This is a genomic window from Stakelama sediminis, from assembly GCF_014199335.1.
GTDB classification, from domain to species: Bacteria; Pseudomonadota; Alphaproteobacteria; order Sphingomonadales; family Sphingomonadaceae; genus Sphingomonas; species Sphingomonas sediminis.
This window is the reverse complement of the sequence record NZ_JACIJI010000003.1, coordinates 163427-190182: the sequence shown is the minus strand read 5'-3', so window position 1 is coordinate 190182 and position 26756 is coordinate 163427. Positions and strand designations below refer to the sequence as shown.

Below are 26756 nucleotides of genomic sequence, written 5' to 3'. Positions count from 1 at the left end.
AACCCATAAACGGCAGCATCGAGGTTTGAGTCAAAATGGCGTGGTGCAAGGAGGAAAGGCGCAGGAATATGTCAATATTTCCAGACTTTTCGACGCTGCACCGGGCCATTTTGGCCAAATCCCGCAGGGACGCCCAAATGGCTTCCATCTAGAACCGAACGCCGCTTGCAAAGGCAAAGAGCCTTTGCCGCGCGTCGTTCGGCCCGATCTGTTCGCCATTTGGACGCCTCGACGGTGCCGTTTATGGGTTTACGGCCTAGCCCTTCAAACCGGCGCCTGCAACTAAATCTGGTATCGCTACCAGCCCCTGCCCGGTGCAATGTCAGGCGCGTTTGATCAGGCAGTTGAGGCGGGCGGAGGCAATCGGGGTTTCGCGATCGTCCTGCCATGCCACTGCCTCGACATTGGCGATCCGGCTTCCCAGCCTGCTGACGATACCCATTGCGCGGGTCTCTTTCGGACGCCCGCCGCGCATGAAATCGATGGTGATATTGATCGGCTTGATCTGTGCCTGCGCCTGATCGAGTGCGTGATAGAGTGCCGCGATCGCGGCCATTTCCAGCAAACCCCCGATCGCACCGCCATGCAGGAAGTTCGGGCGCCCGGTCACCGCTTCGGCAAAGGGCAGCATCAGCACCGGCGGTGCGTCATCGGCTTGCGGTTCCAGGTGCAGGCCGAGCAGATCGGCATAGGGCGGCAGGGTCATTCCCCGTCTCCCAGCAGCATGAACGTGCCCGCGACATGGGCCAGCGGATCGTCCGCATCGCCGTCATGCGCCAGCCCGCGCACGAACGCTACCGATCGGGTCATGCGATAACATTCGCCGTGACCGATGATCGTCTTTTCCGGTGTCGCGGGACGCAGATAATCGATCCTCAGGTCGAGCGTCACCTGCGGTGCGAACACGCCGCGCCGCAGCCACACCGCAACGCTGGTCGCCATATCCATCAGGGTAACGATGGGCCCTGATGCCAATATGCCGGTATCGGGCTGCCCCACCTGTTCCGGGCTGTAGGGCAGTGCCAGTTCAGCCCAGTCATCGCCATGGGCGCGGTATCGGATGCCCAGCCGAGCACCATGGCCCGTGCTGCGCGCGGTAAAAAATCGTGCCGGATCAAAGCCGGGAGGAAGCGCGGGTGCTGCCATGTCCGGCGAGTAGCGCGGGATCGGGCGAAGCGCAATCGTGCGCGGCAAGAGGGGGGTTACACGCTTGTAACTACGCCACGGTCCGGTGCGTCGATAGCGTGCATGCATCAATCGGATCAGGAGGATGAAGATGGAACGCCTTGCGCTGGAGCATGCCGATATCGTCGATCTCGACACACCGCTGGCCATGCCGGGGACGCTTGCCACCGCACAGGGGGATTCCGATCCGCTGTATGAACTGATCGTTTCGATTGCCCAGTCGATGTTGCCTACCGCCATCTGAGTGAAGATGCCGCAACCGGCGGACAGCGCATTCCGGCACGCCGTACTGGCCGCGCATGAACGGCGGGAGGCGGTGGCTCGGCAATGGTACGGTTCGCGGGCTTTCAAGGAAATGTGCGCGCGGCTGGAGCAGCTTGGCGAGGATGATGCGGGACTGAATGCAGCGCGCGCGATGCTGACGGACAGGGCATGGCCGCCTGACCTGCTTTCGCCGCTGGTCAGCGCATTGCAGGTCGATGCTTTTGCCGACCTGCCGGTACAGATGCGCAGGGATGCGACCGGTACGACACTGGCGCTATGGGACAGCGGTCGGGCGCGGCTGAGCGTTGCACTGTGGTCAGCGTCGGAACTGAACCTTCGCGCCGCGACCGATGCCGTTGTGCTGCCCGGCGAAAGGGTGCTGACCGCCTATCATCGGGCGGGAACGGCGCGGTTGCAGCGCTGGGAACTGACCTCGGATACGAGCAGGCTGCGCCGTCTTGCGGATATCACGATCAGCGATGGTGACGTCGTTCTGTGCGATGGCCGGTATCAGGTGCATCGCCTTGTCGATGCCCGGTGCGATATAGTGGCGGTGCAGATACGGTTCCGCGGGGAAGGCGATGGAATACGCCGCCAATATCGGTGCAGCGACGGGCAGATGCTATCCGCCGAAATTGCCGATCCGGATGCCGCGCGCCGGTCGATGCTGCTGACCTTGCTGCGGGTGTCGGGGCGCAGCGATGCCGCCGCGCAGTTTGAGGCAGCGACCCGGCACCGCCATCATTTTCTGCGCTGGGAAGCGATGCGCGAATGGCTTGCGCTCGATGCGTTGTCGGCACAATCGCGGTTGCGGGAAATGGCAGCGGCGGATGCCCATGCGGAGGTTCGCAAGGCTGCCGCGCACATGCTGGCCGTGGTGGAGCGACGCCGCATGGAGGAGGCACAGACATGCCCCGCCTGATCGATCCGGGCGATCAGGCTGCGATCGAACCGGCGGAACTGGTCGACATGCTTGCCGCCAGCCGGATCGACGTGCGCGACGAAGACGCATTTGCAGCACTGGGGCCGTCGCTCGCCCGACTGGGTCGCAACCGAAGCTTTCTGGCCGATGCGGCGATTGATGCACTCAAACAGCGGCGCGACGATGCGGCACGCGCACGTGGATACGGCCCGCAGGTATTGATCCTGCACCCGCCGGACGGACGTTTTCTGGTGCGCGCGAATTTCTGGCCTGCGCGCGGCGATGCCGTTTTTCGGGCGAGCGGGCCGCGAACCTTTTTCTACGACCTCCCCCACGATCATAATTTCCCGTTCCTGACCGTCGGCTATCTGGGGCCGGGCTATTGGAGCGACTATTTCGAATATGATGCGCAGCAAGTGACGGGGGTGCCGGGATCGCCCGCGGGGCTGCGCTATATCGAACGCTCGCGGCTGGAGGAGGGGCGGCTGATGCTCTATCGCATGCGCCGCGACGTGCATGTCCAGTTGCCGCCCGATGCGTTTTCGGTGTCGCTCAATATTCTGGGGCAGGATCCCGAACAGCCCTGGATCGATCAGTATCGCTTCGACATTGCCGGCAACCGGATCGAGGCGGGATTGGCCACCACGGCGTCCGAAGTATTGCTGACCATCGCCGCGCAAATGGACGGCAATGGACGCGATCTTGCTGAACGCTTTGCCTTTTCCCATGCCAGCGCGCGGATGCGGCTGACCGCAGTGCGTGCGCTCGTTGCGGCGGAAGCGGACGGGGAAGCCGCCGGTCGGTGGCTGGACCGCGCGACCGCCGATCCCGATGCGCTGGTGGCGCAGAACGCATGCCGGGATCTGGAAATGCTGCACGACAAGCTCCGAAATGGAGGCGGTTCGGCTGGCGCGGCGTGATTGGTGGGATAGCCTGCCACGCGGATGATCGGGGTGGCGAGCGATATTGAGGGAGATGCTCTGACGCACGCGCTCGCTGCGCGCGGGGTGCGCGTCACGCCGTGGCATCAGCGGTCCGGGGATATCCGGGCCGCCTTGCTGGACTGGGCGGGAAAGGAGCCGGTGAACCGTCATCTGGAACGCGTGCGGGCGCAGGGCTGGCATGGTCCCGTGATGCTGGTGTCGCGCAATTGCGATTCTGCCGCAATCGCCGAAGCGCTGGATGCCGGCGCGGAGGACGCCGTCCTTGCCGATACACAGCCGCTGGAAATTGTCGCGCGGGTGACAGCGATGCTGCGCCGGGGGGAGGCACATCGCCTGCGGATCGGGCCGCTCGAAATCGACCGGCTGAACGCTTGCGTTCGGCGCGACGGCAAGTCGCTCGACCTGCTTCCGCGCGAATACCGGCTGTTGCTCTATCTGGCGGAGCATGCGGGGCGAACGGTCAGCCGCGCCGAACTGCTGAAAAACATATGGCGGCTGGACTTCGATCCCGGTACCAATGTGGTGCAGGTGCATGTGTCGCGGTTGCGTGCACGGCTGGACCGCAGCTTTGCTGCACCGATGCTGCACACCGTTCCCGGCAAGGGCTATCGCCTCACCCCTCCGAACGCGGCATAAGGGGGCTGCACAATCGGAGGACCGCCATGGATTCGCAACGCGTCACCCTGCAGGTTGCAGACGGGATTGCCGATGTCCGGCTGAACCGGCCGGATAAGCTGAATGCGCTCGACCCCGCAATGTTCGAAGCGATTGCTGCCGTCATCGCGGACCTACGGACGCGCCGGGATGTGCGCGTGGCTGTGCTTTCGGGCGAGGGGCGCGGCTTCTGTGCCGGGCTGGACATGGCCAGCATGGCGGGCGGTGCGCCGGTTACAGGTTTGGGGGAGCGCACCCATGGCATCGCTAATCTGTTTCAGCAGGTTGCCTGGGGCTGGCGCAGCTTGCCGGTGCCGGTCATCGCGGCGGGGCACGGCGTCGTCTTTGGTGGCGGTCTGCAGATTTTTTCAGGGGCGGATATCCGCATCGCCGCACCCGACACCCGCTTTTCGATCATGGAGATGAAATGGGGAATTGTTCCCGACATGGCGGGCTATGCGCTGTGGCGCGGACTGGTGCGCGACGATCATCTGCGTGCGCTGATCTATACCGCGCGTGAATTTGACGGGACGGAAGCCGAAAAGCTGGGCTTCGTCACTCGGCTGGCCGCTGATCCGCTGGCCGAGGCAATGGCATTGGCGACACAGATTGCCGGTCGTAACCCGGATGCGGTGCGTGCGGCCAAGCGATTGGCGAACCGGATGCCGGAAGAACCGGCTTCGGCGCTGTTGCAATCGGAAAGCGATGAACAGGCAAAACTGATGTATTCCCCGAATCAGATGGAAGCGGTGCGCGCCAATATGGAACGCCGCGCGCCCGCATTCGCTGACCCCGCAGACGATTGAGAGAGGTATGAAATGGCACGCGAAACAGCGCTGATTACCGGAGCATCGGCGGGACTGGGCGAAGGCTTTGCCGAAGCATTGGCGGCGCGCGGAACCGACCTGATACTGACCGCCCGGCGGGTGGAACGGCTGGAGGCGCTGGCCGAGCGGTTGCGCGCTGCGCACGGCGTGGCGGTGTCGGTGTTTCCCGCTGACCTGTCGGAAGCAGGGGCGGTCGAAACGCTGATGGCTGCCATCGGCAAGCAGCAGCTGTCGGTCAATCTGCTGATCAACAATGCCGGGTTCGGGGCGGCCGGCGCATTCGTCGATCAGGATCGCGCCGGGCTTGCCCGAATGATCGATCTTAATTGCCGGGCGCTGATGGAGTTGAGCCATGCGGTGCTGCCGGGAATGGTACAGATGCGTTCGGGCGGCATTTTGAATGTCGCTTCCACCGCAGCATTCCAGCCGGGGCCGTGGATGGCGGTCTATTATGCGACCAAGGCATTCGTGCTGAGCTTTTCCGAGGCGCTGCATGAGGAAGTAAAGGGGGCGGGTGTCCGCGTTTCAGCCCTGTGTCCGGGGCCGACACGCACCGAATTCGCCGACGTTGCGGGGATGGGGAACACGGAGTTATTCAACCGCTTCGGCAGCGATGCCGCGACGGTGGTACGCGACGGGCTGGCGGCGCTCGATGCCAATGCTGCGGTGCGAGTGTCGGGGATGATGAACCGGGTCATGGCTTTTTCCACTCGGCTGGCACCGCGCGGTATGTTGCGGCGGACGGTTGCAAAGTTGCAGCAGGACCGGAACTGATCGATGCTTGCCGGCGATGTGACGCAACTGACTATTTGGGAGCTCATATGCGCTTTTATCCGATTCTCGCGGTGGCGCTGGCCGTTACCGCCTGCTCGCCGTCCCCGGACGCTGGAATTGCAAGCAATTCTGCTTCGACGGCCAATGCCGCCGCGCCGGTTGCGGCGAACCGATCGGCCCCTGCCGTACCGGTAAAAGCCCAGCCGATCAGGCTTTCGCAGAAGACCGATGCGCTGGAGTTCGACTATAGGATTCCGGCTGCTGCTGCCGCCATTCCGGACCTTGCCAACATGCTGCGCGACCGCGCGGAAAAGGGTAAGGCAAGCATCCTGAAAGAACGGGCCGACTATGACAAGGACATGCCCGCCGATGCGCCGCGCTATCCCTTTTCGTTCAGCACCGACTGGTCGGTAGCGGCGGACCTTCCGCAACTGCTGGTGCTGGAGTCGGAGGGATATCAGTTTACCGGCGGCGCGCACGGCATGCCGATCTATCAGACGCTTTATTGGGACAAGGTGCAGAACCATGAAATCCCGCTGGACGCGCTGTTCACCCATCGCGCTAAAGCGCTGGCGACGGTGCATCCGGCCTTTTGCGCACAACTCGACCGGCAGCGCGCGAAGAAACGCAATGTTGCGGTCGCGGATCTGAAAAAGGATGCCGGGCCGGTGGACGATTTCACCGCGTGCCCCGCATTTGGCGATGGGATCGAGGTGGTTTTCACCCATCCGGTCGGCGGGAAATTCGGGCGGATCGATTTCATCGTGCCGCCCTATGTCGCCGGTCCCTATGCGGAGGGCGACTATCGCGTCGAATTGCCGATTCCGAAGGCGATGATCCCCTATATCGCCAAACGCTATCGGCCATCCTTTCCCGGAACCGGTGGCTAGATTCGTTTAGCGGGCCGGTGCCGTACCTGATTCAGTCCGCGAACAGCAGCACCGGCGTTTCGAGGAGTTTCTTCAGCGCCTGAACATAGCTTGCCGCGTCCCAGCCATCGACGACGCGATGGTCGCAGGAAATCGACAGGTTCATCAGCTTCGCCCGGCGAATATCATCGCCGTCGAACACCGGCCGTTCGACGATCTTGTTGGGACCGATGATCGCGACTTCGGGCTTGTTGATGACCGGCGTCGTGGCAATGCCGCCCAGCGGGCCGAGCGAGGTAATGGTGATGGTGGAACCCGACAGCTCCTCCGACTTCGCCTTGCCGGTACGCGCGGCTTCGGCAAGGCGCGTGATCTCGCTGGCGAGCTGCCAGACATTCCTGTCCTGCGCATCGCGGATGACGGGCACCATCAGCCCGGTATCGGTCTGCGTGGCCATGCCCATATGCACCCGGCCATGGCGCGTCACCACGCCGCCTTCATCGTCATAGCGGGCGTTAAGCATCGGAAAGTCGGGCAGCGTGCGGCAGATCGCGACGATCATCAGCGGCAACAGTGTCAGCTTGGGCCGGTTGCCGCGATGGGCGTTCAGGTCCGCGCGCATCGCCTCCAGTTCGGTCACGTCGATTTCATCGACATAGGTGAAGTGCGGGATGCTGCGCTTGGACGCCGCCATATTTTCGGCAATGCGGCGGCGCATCCCGATCACCTTGATCGCTTCGTCGTCGCGCGCACGGCTGACATGCGGGGCGTGATAGCCCTGTCCCGATTGATAGCGCAGATAGGCGTCCAGATCGGCGTGGCGCACGCGATCGCCGTCGCTCTTTACCTCGGCCAGATCGACACCCAGACCCTGCGCGCGCTTGCGCACCGCAGGCGAAGCGAGGACGGCGTGATCCGTCGGTCGGGCCGGGGCCTGCTGCCCCTGCGCTGCACGGATTTCCGTGTCGGTCTGCTGATGCGCGGGCGGCGGAGGCAGGTCTTTTTCCTTCGCCTCGGCGCGGATCGCTGCATCCTGCGCGGCAGTGGTGGCGACGGCTTTAGCCGGTGCCGATTCCTCGGTGCCCGGCATTTCGGCGTCGACCTGTTCCGCTACTTCGTCGGAAGCGTCTTCGATTTCGCCTTCGGTTTCGATCACCACCAGCATGGAGCCGATTGGAATCTGGTCTCCGACCTCGCCTGCCAGTTCGAGCACGGTGCCCGCAACCGGGCTTTCCATCTCGACGGTCGCCTTGTCGGTCATCATGTCGGCAAGCTGGGCATCCTCCTCGACCGTATCGCCGACCTTGACGTGCCAGGCGACGATCTCTGCCTCGGAAATGCCTTCGCCGATATCGGGAAGCTTGAACGTAAAGCGCGCCATGACGGATCAGTCCTTCAGGATTTTCTTGAGTGCCTCGCGAATGCGTACGGGGCCGGGGAAATAGGCCCATTCGAGGCTGTGAGGATAGGGTGTGTCGAAGCCGGTGACGCGCTCGATCGGTGCTTCCAGATGATAGAAACAGCGTTCCTGCACCACTGCCGACAGTTCGGCACCGAACCCCTGGGTGCGGGTGGCTTCATGCACGATCATGCAGCGTCCGGTCTTTTCGACCGACTCCATGATCGTGTCGATATCGAGCGGCATCAGCGTGCGCAGGTCGATGATTTCGGCATCGACGCCCGTTTCGGCAATGGTGTTGGCGACGACATGAACCATCGTGCCATAGCACAGGATGGTCACCGCCTCGCCCGGACGCACGACGGCGGCCTTGCCCAGCGGGATGCGATAATATCCGCTCGGCACCTCGCCCGCCGGATGGCTCGACCAGTTCTTGGCTGGCGTATCGTAATGGCCGTCGAACGGCCCGTTATAGATGCGCTTGGGTTCGAAGAAGATGACCGGATCATTATCCTCGATCGCCGCGATCAGCAGCCCCTTGGCATCATAGGGAGTGGACGGAATCACCGTTTTCAGGCCCGAAACATGCGTAAAAATGCCTTCGGGCGACTGGCTGTGCGTCTGCCCGCCGAAAATGCCGCCGCCAAAGGGGGAGCGCACGGTCAGCGGCGCGATGAACTCGCCCGCCGAGCGATAGCGCAGCCGTGCCGCCTCGCTCACCAGCTGGTCGAGCGCGGGATAGATATAGTCGGCGAACTGGATTTCGGGGACGGGCCGCAGGCCATAGGCGCCCATGCCCACCGCCACGCCGATAATCCCGCATTCGGTAATCGGCGTGTCGAATACGCGCGTCTTGCCGTATTTCTTCTGCAGGCCCGCGGTGGCGCGGAAGACGCCGCCGAAATAGCCGACATCCTCGCCCATCACGACGACATTGTCGTCGCGCGCCATCATCACATCCATGGCGGAATTGATCGCCTGAATCATGTTCATGCGCACGGTTTCGCCTTCGCGTTCCGCTTCGGGCGCGATGCGGGCGGCCTCGTCGGCCAGCGGATCGGGGGTGATTGCGGTCATCGACGCGGCCCCGGACGGCCCGCGGCCACATCTTCATCGAGCATTTGTTGCTGCTGCTCCTTCAAATGCCAGGGCATGTCTTCGTACACGCCCTCGAACATTGTCTCGAACTTCTGGTGCATGCCATGGCCCAGCACGCCGTTCTTCTCCGCTTCCTTCTGGGCGGCGCGGACCATCTCGGCGAGTTCCTTGTCCATCGCCGCCTGCCGGTCCTCATCCCATTCGCCCAGCGCGATCAGATGGTTTTTCAGCCGCATGATCGGATCGCCCAGCGGCCAGGACGACCATTCCTGCGCGCTGCGATAGGCGGATGGATCGTCGGACGTCGAATGCCCCTCGGCGCGATAGGTGAAATGCTCGATCAGGGTCGGCCCCTGATTGGTGCGCGCGCGTTCCGCCGCCCAGTGCGTCGCGGCATAGACGGCAAGCGGATCGTTGCCGTCGACGCGCAGCCCGGCAATGCCATAGCCGATGGCGCGCGCGGCAAAGGTCGTCGCTTCGGCCCCTGCAAACCCCGAAAAGCTGGAAATCGCCCATTGGTTGTTGACGACGTTCAGGATCACCGGCGCGCGATAGACGCTGGCAAAGGTGCAGGCGGAGTGGAAGTCGCCCTCTGCCGTCGACCCTTCGCCGCACCAGGTCGCGGCAATGCGGCTATCGCCCTTCGACGCCGATGCCATCGCCCAGCCCACGGCTTGCGGATATTGGGTGGTCAGATTGCCGGAGATCGAGAAAAAGCCTTTCTCGCGCGACGAATACATGATCGGCAACTGCTTGCCCTGCAGCTTGTCGCCCTTGTTCGAATAAATCTGGTTCATCATCTCGACTAGGCTGTAGCCGCGCGTGATGAGGATGCCCTGCTGGCGATAGCTGGGGAAACACATATCGTCCGATGCCAGCGCCATCGTCGCCGCTACCGAAACCGCCTCCTCGCCGGTGGATTTCATATAGAAGCTGGTCTTGCCCTGCCGCTGCGCGCGGAACATGCGTTCGTCGAATGCACGGGTCAGCGCCATCGAACGCAGCATGGTGCGCAGCGTATCGGCATCGAGCTTCGGATCCCATGCGCCGACCGCCTTGCCCTGATCGTCGAGCACCCGCACCAGCCCGAACGCCAGTTCGTGAAAATCGCGAGGATTATCGCCGGTGTCGGGGCGCCGGGCGGAGTCGGCGGCGGGAATGTCGAAATCGCTGAAATCCACATCGTCGCCGGGCCGGAACTTCGGTTCCGGAACATGAAGCGACATGGGTGGCAGGTTGGCGCGCTTCGGGTCGCCGGTCATATGCTCTCCAAATTTCCTCTTTCCGCGTCATGGCATCGCGCGCGGAATCACATTTCAACCGCTTGTTATAAAATTTCAACGTCGATGGCGAGAGGGAAGATGGATTCAGTACCTCGCTTCGCCATATTGGGCGATCAACGCGCGGGTTACGCCATTGGTCCAGCCGAACCCGTCCTGCAGCGGATATTCGCCGCCGCCGCCCGGTTTTGCGCGCTCGACATCATATTTTTCAACCAGCTTGCCGGTATTTTGATAGGTGCGCTCGACCGTATGCAAAAAGCGATGGGCGATGATTTGCGCCAGCAGGGTGTGACCGGTGCGACGCAGCCCCTCCACCGCAATCCATTGCAGCGGCGGCCATCCATTGGGCTTGTCCCATTGCTGGCCGGTATCGACACGGGTCGTGCGCAATCCGCCGGGGGCCAGCAGGTCGTGGCGGATGATCCGCGCGACGCGGTCGGCATGGGCGCGGCTCGCCACTCCGGTGAACAGCGGATAGGCAGTGGCGGCGGTGACGCCGGGACGGATTTCGCGCTTGACGATATCCCAGTCGCCATAGCGGCCCAGTTCATCGTCCCACAGCCAGTGTTCGATCGCCGCGCGGCGCTTGTCGGCGATGGCGGTATAGTGTTTGGCGCAGGCGGCATCGTCGAGCAACTGGCACTGACTCGCGATGGTGCGTTCCATACCATAGAGCAGGCTGTTGAGATCGACCGGCACGACATCCATCGTATCGATGGTGGTCAGGTGCCTGCCGTCCGCGAACCAGCGCGAGGAAAAGTCCCAGCCGCTTTCCGCCCCTGCTCGTAAATCGCGATAGACCGCTCCGGGTGGACGCTCGCTGTGCCGCGCGGTCAGCACATCCTCCCGATAGCTTTCGTCGCGCGGCGTGTCGGTGCCGCCGGCATAGCGGTTCAGGATGGCACCGTCGGGCATGGTGACGACATGGCTGCCCGACATCCACCAGCGATGTTCGGTCCTCAGCGCCGCCAGCCTGCGTTTCAGCACATCGGGGTCGGTGACATCGGAAAGCCCCATCATCCGATAGAGCAGCGGCGGTTGCGAGCGATGCAGATAATAGGTGCGCGTGCCGTTGGGGACATGGCCGTAGCGTTCGATCAGCGACACGAAATCGCCGATCATCGAATCGATCAGATCTTCGCGCCCGTCCGCTTTCAGGCCCAGCATGGTGAAATAGCTGTCCCAGTAATAAAGCTCACGAAACCGCCCGCCCGGTACGACATAGGGATAGGGCAGCGCTAGCGCCGAACTGCCCGGCTTCGGCTTCAGCGGCGGGCGGGTCAGGTGCGGCCACAGCGCGGCAATATGCTGGAGCAGCCCGAGGCGCGGCCCGGACTGTGTCAGGCCCGGTTTGGGCGCGGGCTGCACCCCCGGCACGTCGAAATTGGCGAGCACGAAGCGGCGCAGGGCCGCGTTGTCGGAATAGTCGCCGGCCTTGTACGCAGTCAGTATGTCCTTGACCGGTCGTTTGGGCACGGCATCGGCAAAGGTCTTGCTGTCGGGAAAGATGGCGCGCATCTCCACCGCACGATACAGGTCGCCGTAAATCTGTTGCGGCGATTTGGGCCAGTTGGTGTCGGCGGATCGCGACGCGCATCCCGGCACTGCGGCGAGTACGCAGACAGCAAGCAACAGTGCCGGGATACGTCGCAGCATCAAGCGGCTGCCACCGTCTGTTCGATGGTACCGAAGATCGGATGATGCTGATCGTCCTCGACCCAGATGCGCACCGTGTCGCCTGCTTTCAGGAAGCCGGTGGACGGCTTGCCGTTCTGGATGGTTTCGATCATCCGCACCTCGGCAATGCAGCTATAGCCGACGCCGCCTTCGGCAATCGGCTTGCCCGGCCCGCCATCGGCATCGCGATTCGACACGGTGCCCGACCCGACGATCGTGCCTGCACCCAGATTGCGTGTCTTTGCCGCATGCGCGACCAGCGTGCCGAAATCGAAGGTCATATCCTCGCTCGCCAGCGCGCGGCCGAACGGTTCGCCGTTCAGATCGACCATCAGCTTGCGGTCAAGTTTGCCGTCGCTCCACCAGTCGCCCAGTTCGTCGGGCGTCACGAAGACGGGGGAAAAGGCGGAAGCCGGTTTCGACTGGAAAAAGCCGAACCCCTTGGCCAGTTCGCCGGGGATGAGGTTGCGCAGCGACACATCGTTGGTCAGCCCGACCAGCCGGACCGCCGCCAGTGCTGCTTCGCGGCTCGCACCCATCGGCACGTCGCCGGTGACGACCACCAGTTCGGCCTCCAGATCGCAGCCCCAGCTTTCGTCCTTCAGCGGAATATCGTCGCGCGGACCCAGAAAACCGTCCGATCCGCCCTGATACATCAGCGGATCGTGCCAGAAACTGTCGGGCAGTTCGGCACCACGCGCCTGACGCACCAGCGCGACATGGTTCACATAGGCCGACCCGTCCGCCCATTGATAGGCACGCGGCAGGGGGGCGGCGGCTTCATGCTCATGAAAACGTTCCCGCGGGATCGTCTCATGTTCCAGATCGGTGGCGAGATTCTGCAGGTCGGGCAGCAGCCGGTTCCAGTCGTCCAGCGCTGCCTGCAGCGTCGGGGCGATATGCGATGCATCGGCATACCAGGCGAGATCCCGGGACACGACGACCAGCCTGCCGTCGCGACCATGTTTTAGGCTCGCGAGTTTCATGCATTCTCCTCTCGGAATCTTGGTATTGTGTCGGCTGACATAGTCCTTCGGCACATAATGTCGAGCGGCGCTGTGCGGCAATGCTGGACCTGATCAACGGGGCAGGCTAGGGCGCGCCCGGGATTTGTGACGCTTTGGAGAAACAGCGTTGGCCAATGTCGCGGTGATCGGCGCCCAGTGGGGCGATGAAGGCAAGGGTAAGATTGTCGACTGGCTCGCCGAGCGGGCGGATGTCGTCGTGCGCTTTCAGGGCGGGCATAATGCCGGCCATACGCTGGTGATCGGGGGCACCACCTACAAGCTGTCGCTGCTGCCGTCGGGGATCGTGCGCGGCACGCCCAGCGTGATCGGGAACGGCGTGGTGCTCGACCCCTGGGCGCTGAAGGCGGAGGTCACCCGGCTGCGCGAACAGGGCGTGGAGGTGACGCCCGACACGCTGATGATCGCCGACAATTGCGCACTGATCCTGCCCTTCCACCGCGATCTCGACGGATTGCGTGAGGATGCGAGCGGCGCGGGCAAGATCGGCACCACCCGGCGCGGCATCGGTCCGGCTTATGAGGACAAGGTCGGGCGCCGGGCGATCCGGGTCTGCGATCTGGCGCATCTCGACGATCTCGACCCGCAGCTCGACCGGCTGAGCGCGCATCATGACGCCCTGCGCGCCGGGTTCGGCGAACCGCCGATCGATCGCGCCGCGCTGCTGGCCGAACTGAAGGAGATTGCGGGTTTCGTGCTGCCCTATGCGCGGCCGGTCTGGCACATGCTCAACGCCGCGCGCGCCGCGGGCAAGCGCATCCTGTTCGAAGGGGCGCAGGGTGTGCTGCTCGATATCGACCACGGCACCTATCCCTTCGTCACCTCGTCCAACACCATCGCCGGAACCGCGGCGGGCGGATCGGGACTGGGGCCGAGCGCGGTGGGTTTCGTGCTGGGTATTGCCAAGGCCTATACGACGCGGGTCGGTTCCGGGCCGTTCCCGACCGAGCTGCATGACGAAATCGGCACGCGGCTGGGCGAGCGCGGGCATGAATTCGGCACGGTAACGGGGCGCAAGCGGCGGTGCGGATGGTTCGACGCGGTGCTGGTGCGGCAATCGGTGGCGGTGTCTGGCGTGACCGGCATTGCGCTGACCAAGCTTGACGTGCTCGACGGCTTTGAGACGGTGAAAATCTGCACCGGCTATCGCCTGAACGGCGAAACGCTCGACCATTTCCCCGCCCATGCCGCCGATCAGGCAGCGGTCGAGCCAGTCTATGAAGAGGTTGAGGGCTGGTCGCAATCGACCGCAGGGGCGCGGAGCTGGGCTGATTTGCCCGCGCAGGCGATCAAATATATTCGCCGCGTGGAAGAACTGATCCAGTGCCCGGTGGCGCTGGTTTCGACCAGCCCGGAACGCGATGACACCATTCTGGTACGCGATCCGTTTGCGGACTGACCGGCCGAAAACCGCTTCTTAGGACGGATCGCCATTCAGAAGATGATGTGACGAAAATGGTGGATTCTCGTGACCCGGCGCGCAGCGTACTTTCAGTACGTGAGCACTGGAAGCGCGGAAAGCTACCTTTTGCAGGCTATCAGGGCTGGATGGTGATCCGTCCTAGAACCGCCGCCACAGCGCGCCTGCGCCCCAGCCAAGCATGACCGACAGAAACACGGCGCTCAGACCGTAGAAGAAACCGTCCTTTTGCGCGGTGCGCGCGACGAAACGTTCAAATCCCGATTTACGGACATAGATTTCGCGTGTTGCCGCGGCCAGTACGCGTCCGTCGCGCACCAGAAAGGTTTCGGCGGTGAATTTGCCGACCGGCACGCGCGCGGGGATGTTGATGCGGGCACGATAGAGAACGCCGTCGGTAATCTCCACCGCGTGCGGTGCCTGATAATAAAGGCCGCTGCTCTCGCGCAGTTTGACGAGGCCCTGCGAAAACCGCTTCTGCTCCGACGCAGGGGCGGAACTGACCGGTGAAAGCTGCAACCGGTCAAGCCCCATTTCATAGATTGCGCGCGTCCGGTCATCGACAAGCTGGTCGAGCGGGCGAGACGAGGCAACCGCATAGAAGGAAGGAGCCGAGCGATAGCGCATGCGCGCTGCGTTGACCCAGATCCCTGCGACCTTTTGCTTTTCGCGCACCTGAATCGACTGGGTCGGCCCCTTGACGACGATAATGATGTCGGAAGGCGGATCGTTAGGGCCCGGTTTCTGGCCACCCGGATAGAGAATTGCCCCGAACAGCAGCAGTTGCGCGCCGGTAAAGCTGTAGATGATGTCGATATCGCGCTGCGACACGTCGGGCACCAGCGTCGGCTTTGCCGCGCCGATCAGCGCCAGCATCGGCAGCAGACAGGCCAGCCGCCGGATCATGACAGCGCCACCGAATAGATTTCATCGGGACGCCAGCCCAGCCCCAGCGCCATGCGGAACGCCACTGCCAGCACCATGGCGGCCAGTGCGAGGCGCAGATATTCGGGCTTGATCGACTGGGCGAAGCGTACCCCGATCTGCGCGCCGGTGACCGATCCCAGCAACAGCAGCGCCGCCAGCACAATATCGACCGCATGGGTGGTCAGCGAATGCGCCATTGTCGCGGTCGCACTGATGAACAGCGTGTTGAACAGAGAGGTGCCGACCACCACACGCGTCTGCATTCCGAAAATATACAGCATGATCGGGATCATCATAAATCCGCCGCCGATGCCGAGCAGCGTGGTCAGGATGGCGATGAAAAAGCCGGTCAGCGCGGGTGCCAGCGGAGAAATATAGAGACCCGACGCATAATAGCGTGTGCGAAACGGCAGCGAGGCGATCAGCGGATGGTGGCGCCGCTTGCGCGCCCGGGTCGCCTGACCCGACCGGGTATTGCGGATCGCGCGAATCGATTCGGTGGCCATCATCCCGCCGATCGAGCCGAGCAGGATGACATAGAGCAACCCGATCACGGTATCGATCTGCCCGGTTTTCTGAAGCAGATGGAAGATCTGCGCACCGACCAGCGATCCGAAAAACCCGCCCCCGGCAAGCGTCAGGCCCATCTTCACATCGACGCCGTTGCGGCGGAAATGCGCAAAAACACCTGAAACGCTGGCACCGGTTACTTGCGACGCTGCGGATGCGGCGGCGACCGTCGGCGGAATGCCATAGACGATCAGCAGCGGCGTGGTCAGAAATCCGCCGCCGACGCCGAACATGCCCGAGATCAGCCCGACCCCACCGCCGAGCAGGACGATGACAAGCGCGTTCACCGACAGGTTCGCGACGGGAAGATAGAGGTCCATGGGTCGGCACCGATACGCAATTCCGATGCCGGACAAAAGCACCTGATGTCAGAAATCGGCACCTAAGGTAAGCGCCGGGCCGGAACCGGGTTCGGCGCGTCCGGCAAGACGCTGGCGCCATTCGAGGGTCAGCCGCGTATTGCTCTTTTGAACCGGCAGCGCAATTGCAAGCGACGGGCCGATATCGACACGCGCGGCATCGCGTTGCACGCTGGCCCAGCCGCCCATTCCGGCCGTCACCGGATGGTTGCCGATCCGGCCAACCGCATGGCTGATTCTTGCCGCGCCGGCGGCATAATAATCAACCTTGCTCCGAAACACCGCACCGGCCTCGCCATAGGTTTCCAGGTCGAGGCCGTGTGCGACGGGCGTGGGACCGCTTCCCGCGATCGCCGCAAGGGCGGGGCCGCCGCGATGATGATCGAGGGAGAAGCGCTGTTCCACCGTCAGCGTTACCGGCGCGCGGGTCGGTTTCCATGCCAGACCGAGCATGGCTTCCGCACCGGGGCCGCTCAGGGGGGATGCGGTGCGCGCGGTGGCCGCCAGATGCGATTTGGGCAGCAGCATATAGGCGATGCGCATCCCGAACTGGCTACCCCCCAGTTGCGGAACGCCGGTCACGCCAGAGTCGCCGGGGCCGCGCACGTACAGCCAGGCACTGCCTTGCCAGCGGTCTGGCGGGGAGGGCATGGATGATGGCGTCGGGCGCAGCACCGGTTGCTGATCCTGTGCGGGCACAGATTGTGCTCCGGCAAAGCCGATCATGCCGACCAGCGCGAACCGCTCCCGCACCGCTCCGTCCGTGGCGCGAGGCAATTGCCCAGTGGCGGGGGGAGCCTTGGAGGGAGTTGCCGCCACGGAAGACGCTGATGCGGCTCGGAAGGGGGGCAGGGCGCGGATCGTCGTCAGCGTCGAAGGAGAAGCGAACCAATCGCGCACCGGCGGTGGCGGCGGATCGGCATCAGCGATGAGGATATGGGCCGGATGGGGAACTTCTCCGGTTTCCCACCACAGAAAACCGCCGCGTGCCACCGTCCAGCTCAGCAGGACAAGGGCGGCAAAGCGCAAGGGACGGCCCTTGCCGGTCATGCGGTGGCTTCCCCTTCGACGTTCTCCGGAAAGTGGTGGGCCGTCTTGTCCCAGCGCAGCGGTTTGCCGCGCAGCATGCCGATATAGCGGGTAATGGCGCGGCGGGCGGCGAGCAGTGCGATGGCGTTTCCGGTTACGGCGCGGGGCAGCGACAGCAGAGCCTGTTTCCAGCCATAGAGCCGCTGGACGAACAAGGCGCGCATCGCGAGCCGCCATGTTAGTACCAAAGTTGTCGCGATCAGCAGCCAGCGCATGGTGCGGTCGGGTGCAGGAGCCGGAATATCGCTGAGCCAGTGCAGGCTCTGCGCCACGAATCCGGCGACCAGTGCGATATAGGCTGCGGCCAGCACGATAACGGCCAGCAGCGCCCGCCGGTCCCGCATCCGCATCCAGTGATCCGCAAATTCGCGCGCCGATGCCCAGCCGATACGGTCCCACCCGGCCAGTGCGATCCCGATCATCCAGCGTGCCTTTTGCCGGACGGCCGCATCCAGTCGCGCGGGAAAATAGGCGCGCGTACCAATGGGGGGTCCGCCGCGATGTTCCCGAATGCGGGCGAAAATGGCCCGGCCATTCAAGCGTTTGATCTTCAGCCCCAGCTCATAATCTTCGGTCAGGCTTTCCGCGTCGAACGGTGCGCCCCCATGGTCGTCGGCTATCCGCCGCAACATGGCATAGCCGATGGCACAGCCGACTCCCGCCAGCGGAATGGCCGCTCCGATGGCGCCGCGCACGGTCATCTGCTTGGCGTGGGATTCGGCAAATTCGTCGCAATAATGCCCCGCGACAAAGGGGGACCGGGCGTCCATCAATGGGATCACCGGCGTCTGGATCAGGTCATAGTCGCCGATCAGGGCCGCATGAACGCACAGTTCGCGGGGATGCACAACATCTTCGGCGTCATGCAGGATGATTGCCGCAACCGGCGCTTCTCCCGCCTCCACATCGCGTTCCAGCGCACGCCACAGGCTGTTCAGGCAGTCCGCCTTGGTCGTGGGGCCCGGGTGATCGGCAATGACCAGCCGGATATGCGGATCGACGGTGGCAAACGCGGCCACCGCATCGATGGTCGCGCGGTCGTTGGGGTAGGTGCCGACATACAGGGCGTAGTTGCGGTGGCGAATATTTCTGCGAGCAGTACGCAGCATCGATGCGATGACTGCCGATTCATCCCAGGCGGGCACGAAAATCGCCAGCCGTCTATCGCTTTGCGCCATCGCATCGATATCGGGGGCGATCGACTTGCGGCCCGCAAGTCCTGTCCAGTAGAGCAGGTCGATCACCAGATCGTCCGTGCCCCCGATCAGGAACCCGATACAGGCGAACAGCGCGGTTTCACGCGTCATGATGTCCAGCCCCGACAGGATCGTTTCCCAGACCGTCATTATTCCCCCGAAATTCCCCGTGCGGATACTTCCTTTGAATGAACAAAATATTCAAGAGGCGAACTATTCGGGCTGGACTTGTTCGGTGATGCATCGCTAGCCTCGAAGACGCGCCTTCTTGGGGGAGAGGACGGATGAAACTGCTTGCCAGACTTGTGTTAGCCATCGGGGCGCTGACTCCCCTGATGGCGTCCGGTGATTCCGCGCCGCGCGTCGTGCTGGCAACGCCGGGTGTCGGCGATGGCGCGATCGAACGCTATACGATCCGTTTCAGCCAGCCGATGGTCCCGCTGGGCGATCCTCGCGCCGCTACCCCGGTCGATGTCAAATGCCCGGTTCCCGGGGAGGGGCGATGGGTGGATCAGAAAACCTTCGTCTATGCATTCGCACGCGGTCTTCCCGGCGGGCTGACCTGTTCGCTGACCCTGCGCGACGGCCTGAAAAGCCTGAAGGGCTATCGCGTCGCGGGTCGGGGACAATTCACTGTCGACAGCGGTGGCCCGGTGGCAAAGGCGGTGTTGCCCAGCCGTTATGGCGGCGAAATTGCCGAGGATCAGATTTTCCTGATTGGTGCAAACCTGCCGCCCGATCCGCGTTCGGTCGCTGCGCACGCTTATTGCGCGATCGACGGGCTGGGGGAGAAGGTGCCGGTCGATATCGTCAAACCGGCAGTGACCGACCAGTTGATACAGGCGCTCGACCCGGACCGCTGGGAGGTGCGCAATTTCCTCTCGGACGCCGGAATTGCGGAGGATTTGCCTAGCGACAAGGCGGAGCGGGCAAAGGCGCTTGCCCCGGTCATCGGCCTGAAATGTCGCCGCCCCCTGCCGCCGGGGCGTGACGTGTCGCTGGTCTGGGGCGCGGATATCGCCAGCGCTTCGGGGCGGAAGGCAGGCGCGACGCAGCGGTTCGACTTTACCGTGCGCAAGCCGTTTACCGCACGGTTCGAATGTTCGCGCGTCAATCCGCAGGCCGGATGCAATCCGGTGCAGGCGGCCTATGTCCGCTTTTCCGCGCAGGTGCCGAAAGATATGGCGATGAAGGCGCTGCTGCGCTTGCCCGACGGCAAAACGGTGTCGCCGACGCTGGATGACGATCAGAAGCGCCGCAATACGATCAGCGATCTGACCTTCGATGCGCCCTTGCCCGCCGATGCGACCGCGAAGCTGGAACTGCCCGGCGGTCTGAAAGACGAAAGCGGGCGGACACTGGCCAATGGCGAACGCTTCCCGCTCGACGTGCAGTTCGACGAAGCGCCGCCGCTGGTGAAGTTCGCAGCACCCTTCGGCATTCTGGAGTCGGCGCAAGGCGGGGTGCTCCCGGTGACGGTGCGCAACGTCGAACCGGCGCTGCAGGGCCGAAACTTCAACGCACTGGGCAAATCGCTGCGTATCACCGGATCGGATGGTCAGGTCGCCGAATGGCTGCGCAAGGTCGAAAAGGCGGGCGATACCAAAATCCGGACCGAATATCGCAAGGGGCTGGCGGTCCATATCAACGAAACCGGCGCGAAACCGGTGCTGACCGGCGGTAACTCCGCGCAGTTCACGGTGAACCTGCCCGCCAAGGGCAAGGATATGCAGGTCGTCGGCATCCCGCTGAAAAAACCGGGATTCTATGTCGTCGAATTTGCCAGCCCGCGGCTGGGACAGGCGCTGCTTGGCCGCAATGCACCGCGCTATGTCGCCACCGCCGCGCTCGTCACCGACATGGCGGTGCATTTCAAATGGGGACGCGCCGGATCGCTGGTCTGGGTAACGTCACTGGAAAAAGGCGCGCCGGTCGGCGGTGCCACGGTACGCGTAACCGATAGCTGCACTGGTAAGCTTCTCGCCAACGGCACCACCGACGGCGAAGGGCGGATGCCGATCGCCAAGGGGCTTCCCGAACCCGAAACCTATGGCGGCTGCGACTATACCAGTTCGCCCCACCCGCTGATGGTGTCGGCGACGCACGGGCAGGATTACAGCTTCACGCTCACCACCTGGGACAAGGGTATCCAGCCCTATCAGTTCGATCTGCCCTATGGCTATTCGGCACCGGACATGGTGTTCCACACCGTGTTCGACCGCGCTCTGGTGCGGCAGGGTGAGACGATCCACATGAAGCATATCGTCCGCCTGCCGGTAGCGGCGGGAATGAAGCTGGAACCGGGCTTCACCGGCACACTTCGACTGTCGCATCGCGGTTCGGACACCCAGTTCGATCTGCCGCTGACGATTGCCGCGAACGGATCGGGCGAAAATGCCTGGACGGTGCCCAAGGGCGCGCCGATGGGCGATTACGGCCTGAGTGTGCTCGATAAGGACGGAAAGGTCCGCGTCTGGTCCGATCAGTCGTTCAAGGTGGACGAATATCGCCTGCCGACGATGAAGGCGACGATCACCGGGCCGAAAGCGGCGTCGGTTCGGCCGCGGCTGCTGCCGCTCAGCCTCTATGTCGGTTATCTGTCGGGCGGCGGTGCGTCGAAGCTGCCGGTGGAAATGCGGATCGGCTATTTTCGCGACCAGTTCCGGTCGAAACGCTATCCCGGCTTCGATTTCGGCGGGGAGCCGGTGCAGGCCGGGATTCAGCCGCTCAACGGTGATGGCGAAGTCGATCGCCCGGACGAATTGCCGCCTACCCAGACGCTGCCGCTGACCCTGAACGGCGACGGCACCGCGCGCACCACCGTCGATGTGCCGCAGTCGATCGACACCATGACCAACATGCTGGTCGAAATGGATTATCAGGATGCGAACGGCGAAGTGCTGACCGCATCGAAAACCATCCCCATCTATCCGTCGGCGGTGCATCTGGGCGTCAAGACCGACGGATGGATGATGAAGGCGGACGATCTGCGCCTGAAATTCATCGCCATCGACACTGACGGTAAGCCGGTGAAGAACAAGAAGATCAACGTCGCGCTCTACAGCCGCGAAGTGCTGACCGCGCGGCGGCGGCTGATCGGCGGATTCTATGCCTATGACAATCAGCGTAAGACCTCGCGCCTGAAAGAGGGCTGCACCGCCACCACCGATTCTCTGGGTCGGGCTGAATGCAAGCTCGATCCCGGCGTGTCGGGAGAGGTCTATGCGGTGGCAGAGACGCTGGACCCCAACGGCAATATCGCGCGCGCGACCACCTCGGTCTGGCTGGCGGGCAAGGATGACTGGTGGTTCGGCGGTGACAATGGCGACCGGATGGACGTCATTCCCGAAAAGCCGGAATATGCCGCCGGATCGAAGGCACGGTTTCAGGTGCGGATGCCGTTCCGCTCCGCCACCGCGCTGGTCACGGTCGAGCGCGAAGGCGTGTTGTCGAGCTTCGTCACCCATCTGAAGGGCAATGACCCGGTGATCGAAGTGCCGATGACGGGCGGCTATGCACCCGATGTCTATGTCTCGGTGCTGGCGGTGCGCGGGCGTGTCGGCGGCTGGCGATTGTGGCTCGCCGATCTTGCCCGGCGCTGGCACCTGCCCTTTTTCTCTCAGGATGTCGCGAAGCCGACCGCGACCGTCGATCTCGCCAAGCCTGCCTATCGCCTCGGCATCGCGAAGGTGAAGGTCGGATGGGATGCGCATCGCCTGAACGTCGCGGTTCAGGCAGGCCGCGAACGCTATTCCGCGCGCGATGTCGCGGGCGTCGCGTTTCAGGTAAAGCGGCCGGACGGCACGCCGGCGAAGGACGCCGATGTCGCTTTCGTCGCGGTGGATGAGGCGCTGCTTCAGCTTGCACCCAATGATAGCTGGGACGTGCTGAAAGCGATGATGGACGATCGCCCGCTATCGGTGCTGACCGCGACCGCGCAGATGCAGGTGGTCGGCAAGCGTCATTATGGGCGCAAGGCGGTGGCTGCCGGGGGTGGTGGGGGCGGTGGCGACCTGTCCGCGCTCAATCGCCAGAATTTCAAGCCGGTGTTGTTGTGGAAGGGGCATGTGCCGCTCGACGCCAGGGGTATCGGGCGGGTGCGCGTACCCCTGTCGGATGCACTCACGTCGTTCCGGCTGGTGGCGATCGCGACCGATGGCGCGAACCTGTTCGGCACCGGCGATACCACGATCCGTTCGGCGCAGGATCTGAGCATCTATTCGGGCGTACCGCCGCTGGTGCGTATCGGCGACAGTTTCGCAGCGGGCTTCACGCTGCGCAACGGATCGGACAAGCCGATGAAGGTGACGGCAAGCGTCGACCTGTCGCCGCGCATCGCCACCGGAAGGCCGATGACGATGACGATTCCGGCGGGTGGTGCGGTGCCGGTTGCCTGGAACCTGACGGTGCCGCAGGGCGTGACCGGCCTGAAATGGCAGGTGCGCGCGCATTCGGCGGACGGAAAGGCGGCGGACCAGCTCAGCGTGACGCAACAGGTGGTTCCCGCCGTGCCGGTCGAAACCTGGGCGGCATCGCTGGTGCGCGTCGGTGCATCGCCGATGACGATCGCTCCGCCCGACGGCGCGCTGCCGGGACGCGGATCGGTGGATGTGCGGCTCAGCGATACGCTGGCGCCGCCGCTCGCCGGGGTGCGCGACTATATGGCCGCCTATCCCTTCACCTGTTTCGAACAGCGGCTGTCGACGGCGGTGGCGCTGGGCGACCGGGGCAAGTGGCGTGCGCTGGCGGGCGATATCCCTGCCTATATCGATCGCGACGGGCTGTTGCGCTATTTCCCCTCCGACCGGCTGAGCGGGTCGGAGGCGCTGACCGCCTATGTCCTGTCGCTGACGGCGGAGGCCGGGCTGACGCTGCCGGCCGATCCGCGTGCGCGCATGGTCGAGGCGATGAAGGCGGTGCTCGACGGGCGGCTGCGGCACGAGAGCTATGGCGATATCCGCCTGCAAAAGGTCGCGGCCTATGCCGCACTGGCGCGGCAGGGTGCGGCGACGGCGGATATGGTCGGGCAGATCGGCATGACGCCCGCCGACATGCCCACCGCGACGCTGGCCGACTATATCACCGCGCTTGCGAAGACGCCCGGCCTTGCCAATGCCGCGCAACTGCGCGCCAGTGCCGAGGACGAACTGCGTAAACGGCTGGTCTATGAAGGCACGCGCCTCGACCTGTCGGACAAGGGGCATATGGCCTGGTGGATGATGCAGTCCGACGACGAGGCCGTGATCAAGGCGGCGCTGGCGGTGCTGGGGCGTCCCGGCTGGCAGGAGGATGCGCCGAAAATGATGGTCGGCGTCGCCCAGCGGCAACAACGCGGCCATTGGGACACGACCACCGCCAATGCCTGGGGTACGGTCGTCGCCGGACGGTTCAAGCAGCTCTATCCGGCGCAGAAGGTGGCGGGTGCCACCACCGCCTCGCTCGCCGGGCAGACGCTGCGGCGCAACTGGCCGCTGACCGGGGACGCCCGCACGATCAGCCTCAACCTGCCGTCGAAACAGGCGCGGCTGGGGCTGAGTCAGTCGGGCGGAGAAGCGCCATGGGCCTTTGTCTCGGTCAAGGCGGCAGTGCCACTCACCCAGCCGGTCAATGCGGGCTATCGCATCGCCAAAAAGGTGACGGTGGTGCAAGCAAAGACCAAAGGGCGGCTGACGCGCGGCGATGTCGTCAAGGTGACGATCACGGTGCGGGCGTCGGCGGAACGAAGCTGGGTGGTTATCAGCGACCCCCTCCCCGCCGGGGCGACGGTGCTGGGCGATCTGGGCGGGCAGTCGCAGATGCTGGCGGACAAGGCGGATGACAGCGACGGCGCATGGCCCAGCTATGTCGAGCGCGGCCATGACGCATGGCGCGCTTATTATCGCTGGTTGCCGCGCGGGGAGACGACGGTGTCCTATGTCATGCGGCTGAACGGTGCCGGTACGCTGCACCTGCCGCCGACGCGGGTGGAGGCGATGTATTCTCCCGAAATCCATGCCGATCTGCCCAACAGGCCGATGGTGGTCGGCCAGCGGTGACGGACGAACCGCCCGCGGAAGGCAGACGCTTCCGCCTGAGCTGGAGCAGGGCGGCGTTCGGCCTGCTCGTGGCGCTGGTGCTGGGGGGGGTGGCACTGGATTATGCGACCTGGCCGCCGCCGCTCCCGAGTTATCGCACGGTCAAGGCGGCGTGGCAGCCGTCGGAGGCATGGCTGTACGACCGGCATGGCGAGCTGATCGATTCGAGCCGCGTCAATTTCAAGGCGAGGCGGCTGGCCTGGACATCGGTTGCCGATATTGCGCCCGCTGCGCGCAAGGCGCTGGTCGCGGCGGAGGATCATCGTTTTTATCACCATCACGGCATCGACTGGTGGGCCATCCTCGGCGCGGCGCGCGACCGGATCGAGGGCAAGCGCAGGCGCGGTGCCAGCACGCTGTCGATGCAGGTCGCGGCGTTCCTGTCGCCCCGACTGGCGGCACCGGGGTCGCGCGGCATGTGGGACAAGCTGCGTCAGATGCGCGCCGCCCGCGCGCTGGAACGCGGCTGGAGCAAGGACCAGATTCTGGAGGCCTATCTGAACCTGGCCGGGTTTCGGGGGGAGGCACAGGGGATCGGCGCGGCGGCGCTCGGCCTGTTCGGCAAGACGCCCGCATCGCTGACGCGCGACGATGCGCTGCTGCTGGCGGCGCTGCTTCCCGACCCCGCCGCCGATGCGCCCGCAATTGCGCGCCGCGCCTGTGCGCTGGCGGGGGCGACGGATTGCCGGATCTATGAAGCCGGTGCCGCTTCGATGCTGGGGCCTGCGCGGCAACTGGCACTCGATCCCGGTCTTGCCCCGCATCTGGCGCAGCATCTGCTGACCCAACCGGGGATGCGCATTACCACCACGCTCGACGCGCATGTTCAACGGATCGCGATCACCGCGCTCAAGCGACAGCTACAGGGACTGGGCGGCGACCGGGTGCGCGACGGCGCGGTGGTGGTGGTCGACAATGCCAGCGGGGACGTGCTGGCCTATGTCGGCGGAGTCGGCGGTGCCTCGACCGCACCCGCCGTCGATGGCGCATCCAGCTATCGTCAGGCGGGATCGACGCTCAAACCGTTTCTCTATGCCGAGGCGATCGAGAAGGGGTATCTGACCCCCGCCTCGATCCTCGACGATTCGCCGGTGCAGCTCGATACCGCGTCGGGCCTGTACGTGCCGCAGAATTACGACCGGCATTTCAAGGGGCCGGTATCGGCGCGCAAGGCGCTGGCGGGGTCGCTCAACGTGCCGGCGGTCAGAACGCTGCTGCTGGTCGGGGTGGAGAGTTTTCGCGACCGGCTGTGGGACACCGGCTATCGCGGACTGACCGAGGACGGGCAATATTACGGCTATTCGCTGGCGCTGGGGTCGGCGGAGGTGACGCTGATGGAGCAGGTCGCCGCCTATCGCAGTCTCGAACGCGGCGGGCGCTGGTCGCCGCTAAGGCTGACGAAAGACGACCCGCATGGAAAGCCGCGCGCTGTGACTACACCACAGGCGGCATGGATCGTCGCCGATATGCTGTCGGACCCCAATGCGCGGGTGGCGACCTTCGGCTTCAACACCGCGCTGCGTCTGCCCTTCTGGGCGGCGGTGAAGACCGGCACGTCCAAGGCGATGCGCGACAACTGGTGTATCGGCTTCTCGGATCGCTACACGGTCGGCGTCTGGGTGGGCAATCTTGAGGGCGATCCGATGCGCGCGGTGTCGGGAACCAGCGGCGCGGCGCCGGTATGGCGTGACGTGATGGTGGCGATACACGAAGACGATCCGGGCAAGGCGCCGCCTGAACCGGAGGGCGTCGAGCAACGGCGCGTTACTTTCGCATCGGGCAGTGAACAGCCGCGCACCGAATATTTTCTGAAAGGCACCGGGCAAACGCAAATCGTGCTGGCGCCTGCGGAGTCGCGCCGCCCGCATATCGTCAGTCCGGTTTCGGGCAGCGTCTATGCGCTGGACCCCGATATTCCGCTGGATCGTCAGCGACTTGCGATCAGCGTTTCCGGCGATGCCATCGGGCATCGGCTGGAACTCGACAAACGGGATCTGGGCAGTGCCGACAGCCGTCCGCTGATCCTTGCCGGGCCGGGAATGCACCGCCTGCGCCTCATCGATGCGGGCGGAAAGGTGGTAGACCAGATTCGTTTTACGATCCGGTAGGATAACAGGGAGCCGGAAGGCGATCCGGGCGTTTCCCCTATTGGTCCTTACCCCTTTCGGGACCGGGTGCCGTAAGGCACCGGCCGCGTCGT

The 26756-nt window shown here is 64.3% G+C and carries 21 protein-coding genes; 10 read left to right on the top strand and 11 right to left on the bottom strand.

Going from position 1 to position 26756, the window contains the following annotated elements; all coding sequences use genetic code 11:
* Positions 1-322: 322 nt before the first annotated feature.
* Together FHR23_RS10430 and FHR23_RS10425 are read right to left on the bottom strand one after the other, a co-directional pair.
* A complete protein-coding gene (locus tag FHR23_RS10430) occupies positions 323-706 on the bottom strand; it encodes a PaaI family thioesterase (RefSeq protein WP_184003649.1) in 384 nt (127 codons plus the stop codon).
* Positions 703-1146 (bottom strand): PaaI family thioesterase, encoded by a 444-nt coding sequence (locus FHR23_RS10425; RefSeq protein WP_184003886.1) that lies wholly within the window; start codon positions 1144-1146, stop codon positions 703-705. The genes FHR23_RS10430 and FHR23_RS10425 overlap by 4 nt, the downstream gene beginning before the upstream one ends.
* Before the next feature lie 130 nt (positions 1147-1276).
* On the opposite strand from FHR23_RS10425, the gene FHR23_RS10420 reads away from it, so the two are divergent.
* From FHR23_RS10420 to FHR23_RS10390, 7 genes are read left to right on the top strand one after another with little or no spacing between them, the layout of a single operon-like run.
* Positions 1277-1429 carry a hypothetical protein gene (locus FHR23_RS10420; protein WP_184003647.1) on the top strand — a complete coding sequence of 51 codons (153 nt, stop codon included), beginning with the start codon at positions 1277-1279 and terminating at the stop codon, positions 1427-1429.
* Positions 1430-1435: 6 nt separating this feature from the next.
* Complete coding sequence (locus tag FHR23_RS10415) at positions 1436-2371, top strand: hypothetical protein (RefSeq protein WP_184003645.1); 936 nt, start codon at positions 1436-1438, stop codon at positions 2369-2371.
* Positions 2359-3291, top strand: coding sequence for a transposase (locus tag FHR23_RS10410; RefSeq protein WP_184003643.1), 933 nt, complete (start codon positions 2359-2361; stop codon positions 3289-3291). The genes FHR23_RS10415 and FHR23_RS10410 overlap by 13 nt, the downstream gene beginning before the upstream one ends.
* A gap of 33 nt (positions 3292-3324) precedes the next feature.
* On the top strand, positions 3325-3951 hold the full coding sequence (locus FHR23_RS16770) for a winged helix-turn-helix domain-containing protein (protein ID WP_184003641.1): 627 nt from the start codon (positions 3325-3327) through the stop codon (positions 3949-3951).
* A 26-nt stretch (positions 3952-3977) separates the two neighbouring features.
* Complete coding sequence (locus FHR23_RS10400) at positions 3978-4775, top strand: crotonase/enoyl-CoA hydratase family protein (protein ID WP_184003639.1); 798 nt, start codon at positions 3978-3980, stop codon at positions 4773-4775.
* A gap of 12 nt (positions 4776-4787) precedes the next feature.
* Positions 4788-5570, top strand: coding sequence for an SDR family NAD(P)-dependent oxidoreductase (locus FHR23_RS10395; protein WP_184003637.1), 783 nt, complete (start codon positions 4788-4790; stop codon positions 5568-5570).
* Between the two features lie 47 nt (positions 5571-5617).
* Positions 5618-6460 carry a PdaC/SigV domain-containing protein gene (locus FHR23_RS10390; RefSeq protein WP_184003635.1) on the top strand — a complete coding sequence of 281 codons (843 nt, stop codon included), beginning with the start codon at positions 5618-5620 and terminating at the stop codon, positions 6458-6460.
* A gap of 31 nt (positions 6461-6491) precedes the next feature.
* Here the strand turns inward: FHR23_RS10390 and FHR23_RS10385 are convergent, their stop codons facing one another.
* The 5 genes from FHR23_RS10385 to FHR23_RS10365 form a co-directional block, all read right to left on the bottom strand.
* On the bottom strand, positions 6492-7820 hold the full coding sequence (locus tag FHR23_RS10385; protein WP_184003633.1) for a dihydrolipoamide acetyltransferase family protein: 1329 nt from the start codon (positions 7818-7820) through the stop codon (positions 6492-6494).
* Positions 7821-7826: 6 nt separating this feature from the next.
* Complete coding sequence (locus FHR23_RS10380) at positions 7827-8831, bottom strand: alpha-ketoacid dehydrogenase subunit beta (protein WP_184003884.1); 1005 nt, start codon at positions 8829-8831, stop codon at positions 7827-7829.
* An 80-nt stretch (positions 8832-8911) separates the two neighbouring features.
* Positions 8912-10198 carry a 3-methyl-2-oxobutanoate dehydrogenase (2-methylpropanoyl-transferring) subunit alpha gene (locus FHR23_RS10375; RefSeq protein WP_184003631.1) on the bottom strand — a complete coding sequence of 429 codons (1287 nt, stop codon included), beginning with the start codon at positions 10196-10198 and terminating at the stop codon, positions 8912-8914.
* A gap of 105 nt (positions 10199-10303) precedes the next feature.
* On the bottom strand, positions 10304-11875 hold the full coding sequence (treF, locus tag FHR23_RS10370; RefSeq protein ID WP_184003629.1) for an alpha,alpha-trehalase TreF: 1572 nt from the start codon (positions 11873-11875) through the stop codon (positions 10304-10306).
* Positions 11875-12882: a fumarylacetoacetate hydrolase family protein gene (locus FHR23_RS10365; protein WP_184003627.1), complete on the bottom strand. Its 1008-nt coding sequence runs from the start codon at positions 12880-12882 to the stop codon at positions 11875-11877. The genes treF and FHR23_RS10365 overlap by 1 nt, the downstream gene beginning before the upstream one ends.
* Positions 12883-13030: 148 nt before the next feature.
* On the opposite strand from FHR23_RS10365, the gene FHR23_RS10360 reads away from it, so the two are divergent.
* Positions 13031-14320 (top strand): adenylosuccinate synthase, encoded by a 1290-nt coding sequence (locus FHR23_RS10360; protein ID WP_184003625.1) that lies wholly within the window; start codon positions 13031-13033, stop codon positions 14318-14320.
* A 162-nt stretch (positions 14321-14482) separates the two neighbouring features.
* Here FHR23_RS10360 and FHR23_RS10355 read toward each other — a convergent pair whose 3' ends face one another.
* Genes FHR23_RS10355 through FHR23_RS10340 form a run of 4 tightly spaced genes read right to left on the bottom strand, consistent with a single transcriptional unit; the run spans position 14483 to position 18632 of the window.
* Complete coding sequence (locus FHR23_RS10355) at positions 14483-15247, bottom strand: TIGR02186 family protein (protein WP_184003623.1); 765 nt, start codon at positions 15245-15247, stop codon at positions 14483-14485.
* Positions 15244-16158, bottom strand: coding sequence for a sulfite exporter TauE/SafE family protein (locus FHR23_RS10350; RefSeq protein ID WP_184003621.1), 915 nt, complete (start codon positions 16156-16158; stop codon positions 15244-15246). The genes FHR23_RS10355 and FHR23_RS10350 overlap by 4 nt, the downstream gene beginning before the upstream one ends.
* Before the next feature lie 48 nt (positions 16159-16206).
* Complete coding sequence (locus tag FHR23_RS10345; protein ID WP_184003619.1) at positions 16207-17247, bottom strand: hypothetical protein; 1041 nt, start codon at positions 17245-17247, stop codon at positions 16207-16209.
* Entirely contained in the window at positions 17244-18632 is a 1389-nt protein-coding gene (locus FHR23_RS10340; protein WP_184003616.1) for a glycosyl transferase family protein, read from the bottom strand. The genes FHR23_RS10345 and FHR23_RS10340 overlap by 4 nt, the downstream gene beginning before the upstream one ends.
* Positions 18633-18766: 134 nt before the next feature.
* Here FHR23_RS10340 and FHR23_RS10335 point away from each other — a divergent pair, with 134 nt between their 5' ends.
* Both FHR23_RS10335 and pbpC read left to right on the top strand, forming a co-directional pair.
* Complete coding sequence (locus FHR23_RS10335) at positions 18767-24517, top strand: alpha-2-macroglobulin family protein (RefSeq protein ID WP_184003614.1); 5751 nt, start codon at positions 18767-18769, stop codon at positions 24515-24517.
* Complete coding sequence (gene pbpC / locus FHR23_RS10330) at positions 24514-26664, top strand: penicillin-binding protein 1C (protein ID WP_425506360.1); 2151 nt, start codon at positions 24514-24516, stop codon at positions 26662-26664. Before FHR23_RS10335 ends, pbpC begins: the two co-directional genes overlap by 4 nt.
* Positions 26665-26756 lie beyond the last annotated feature (92 nt).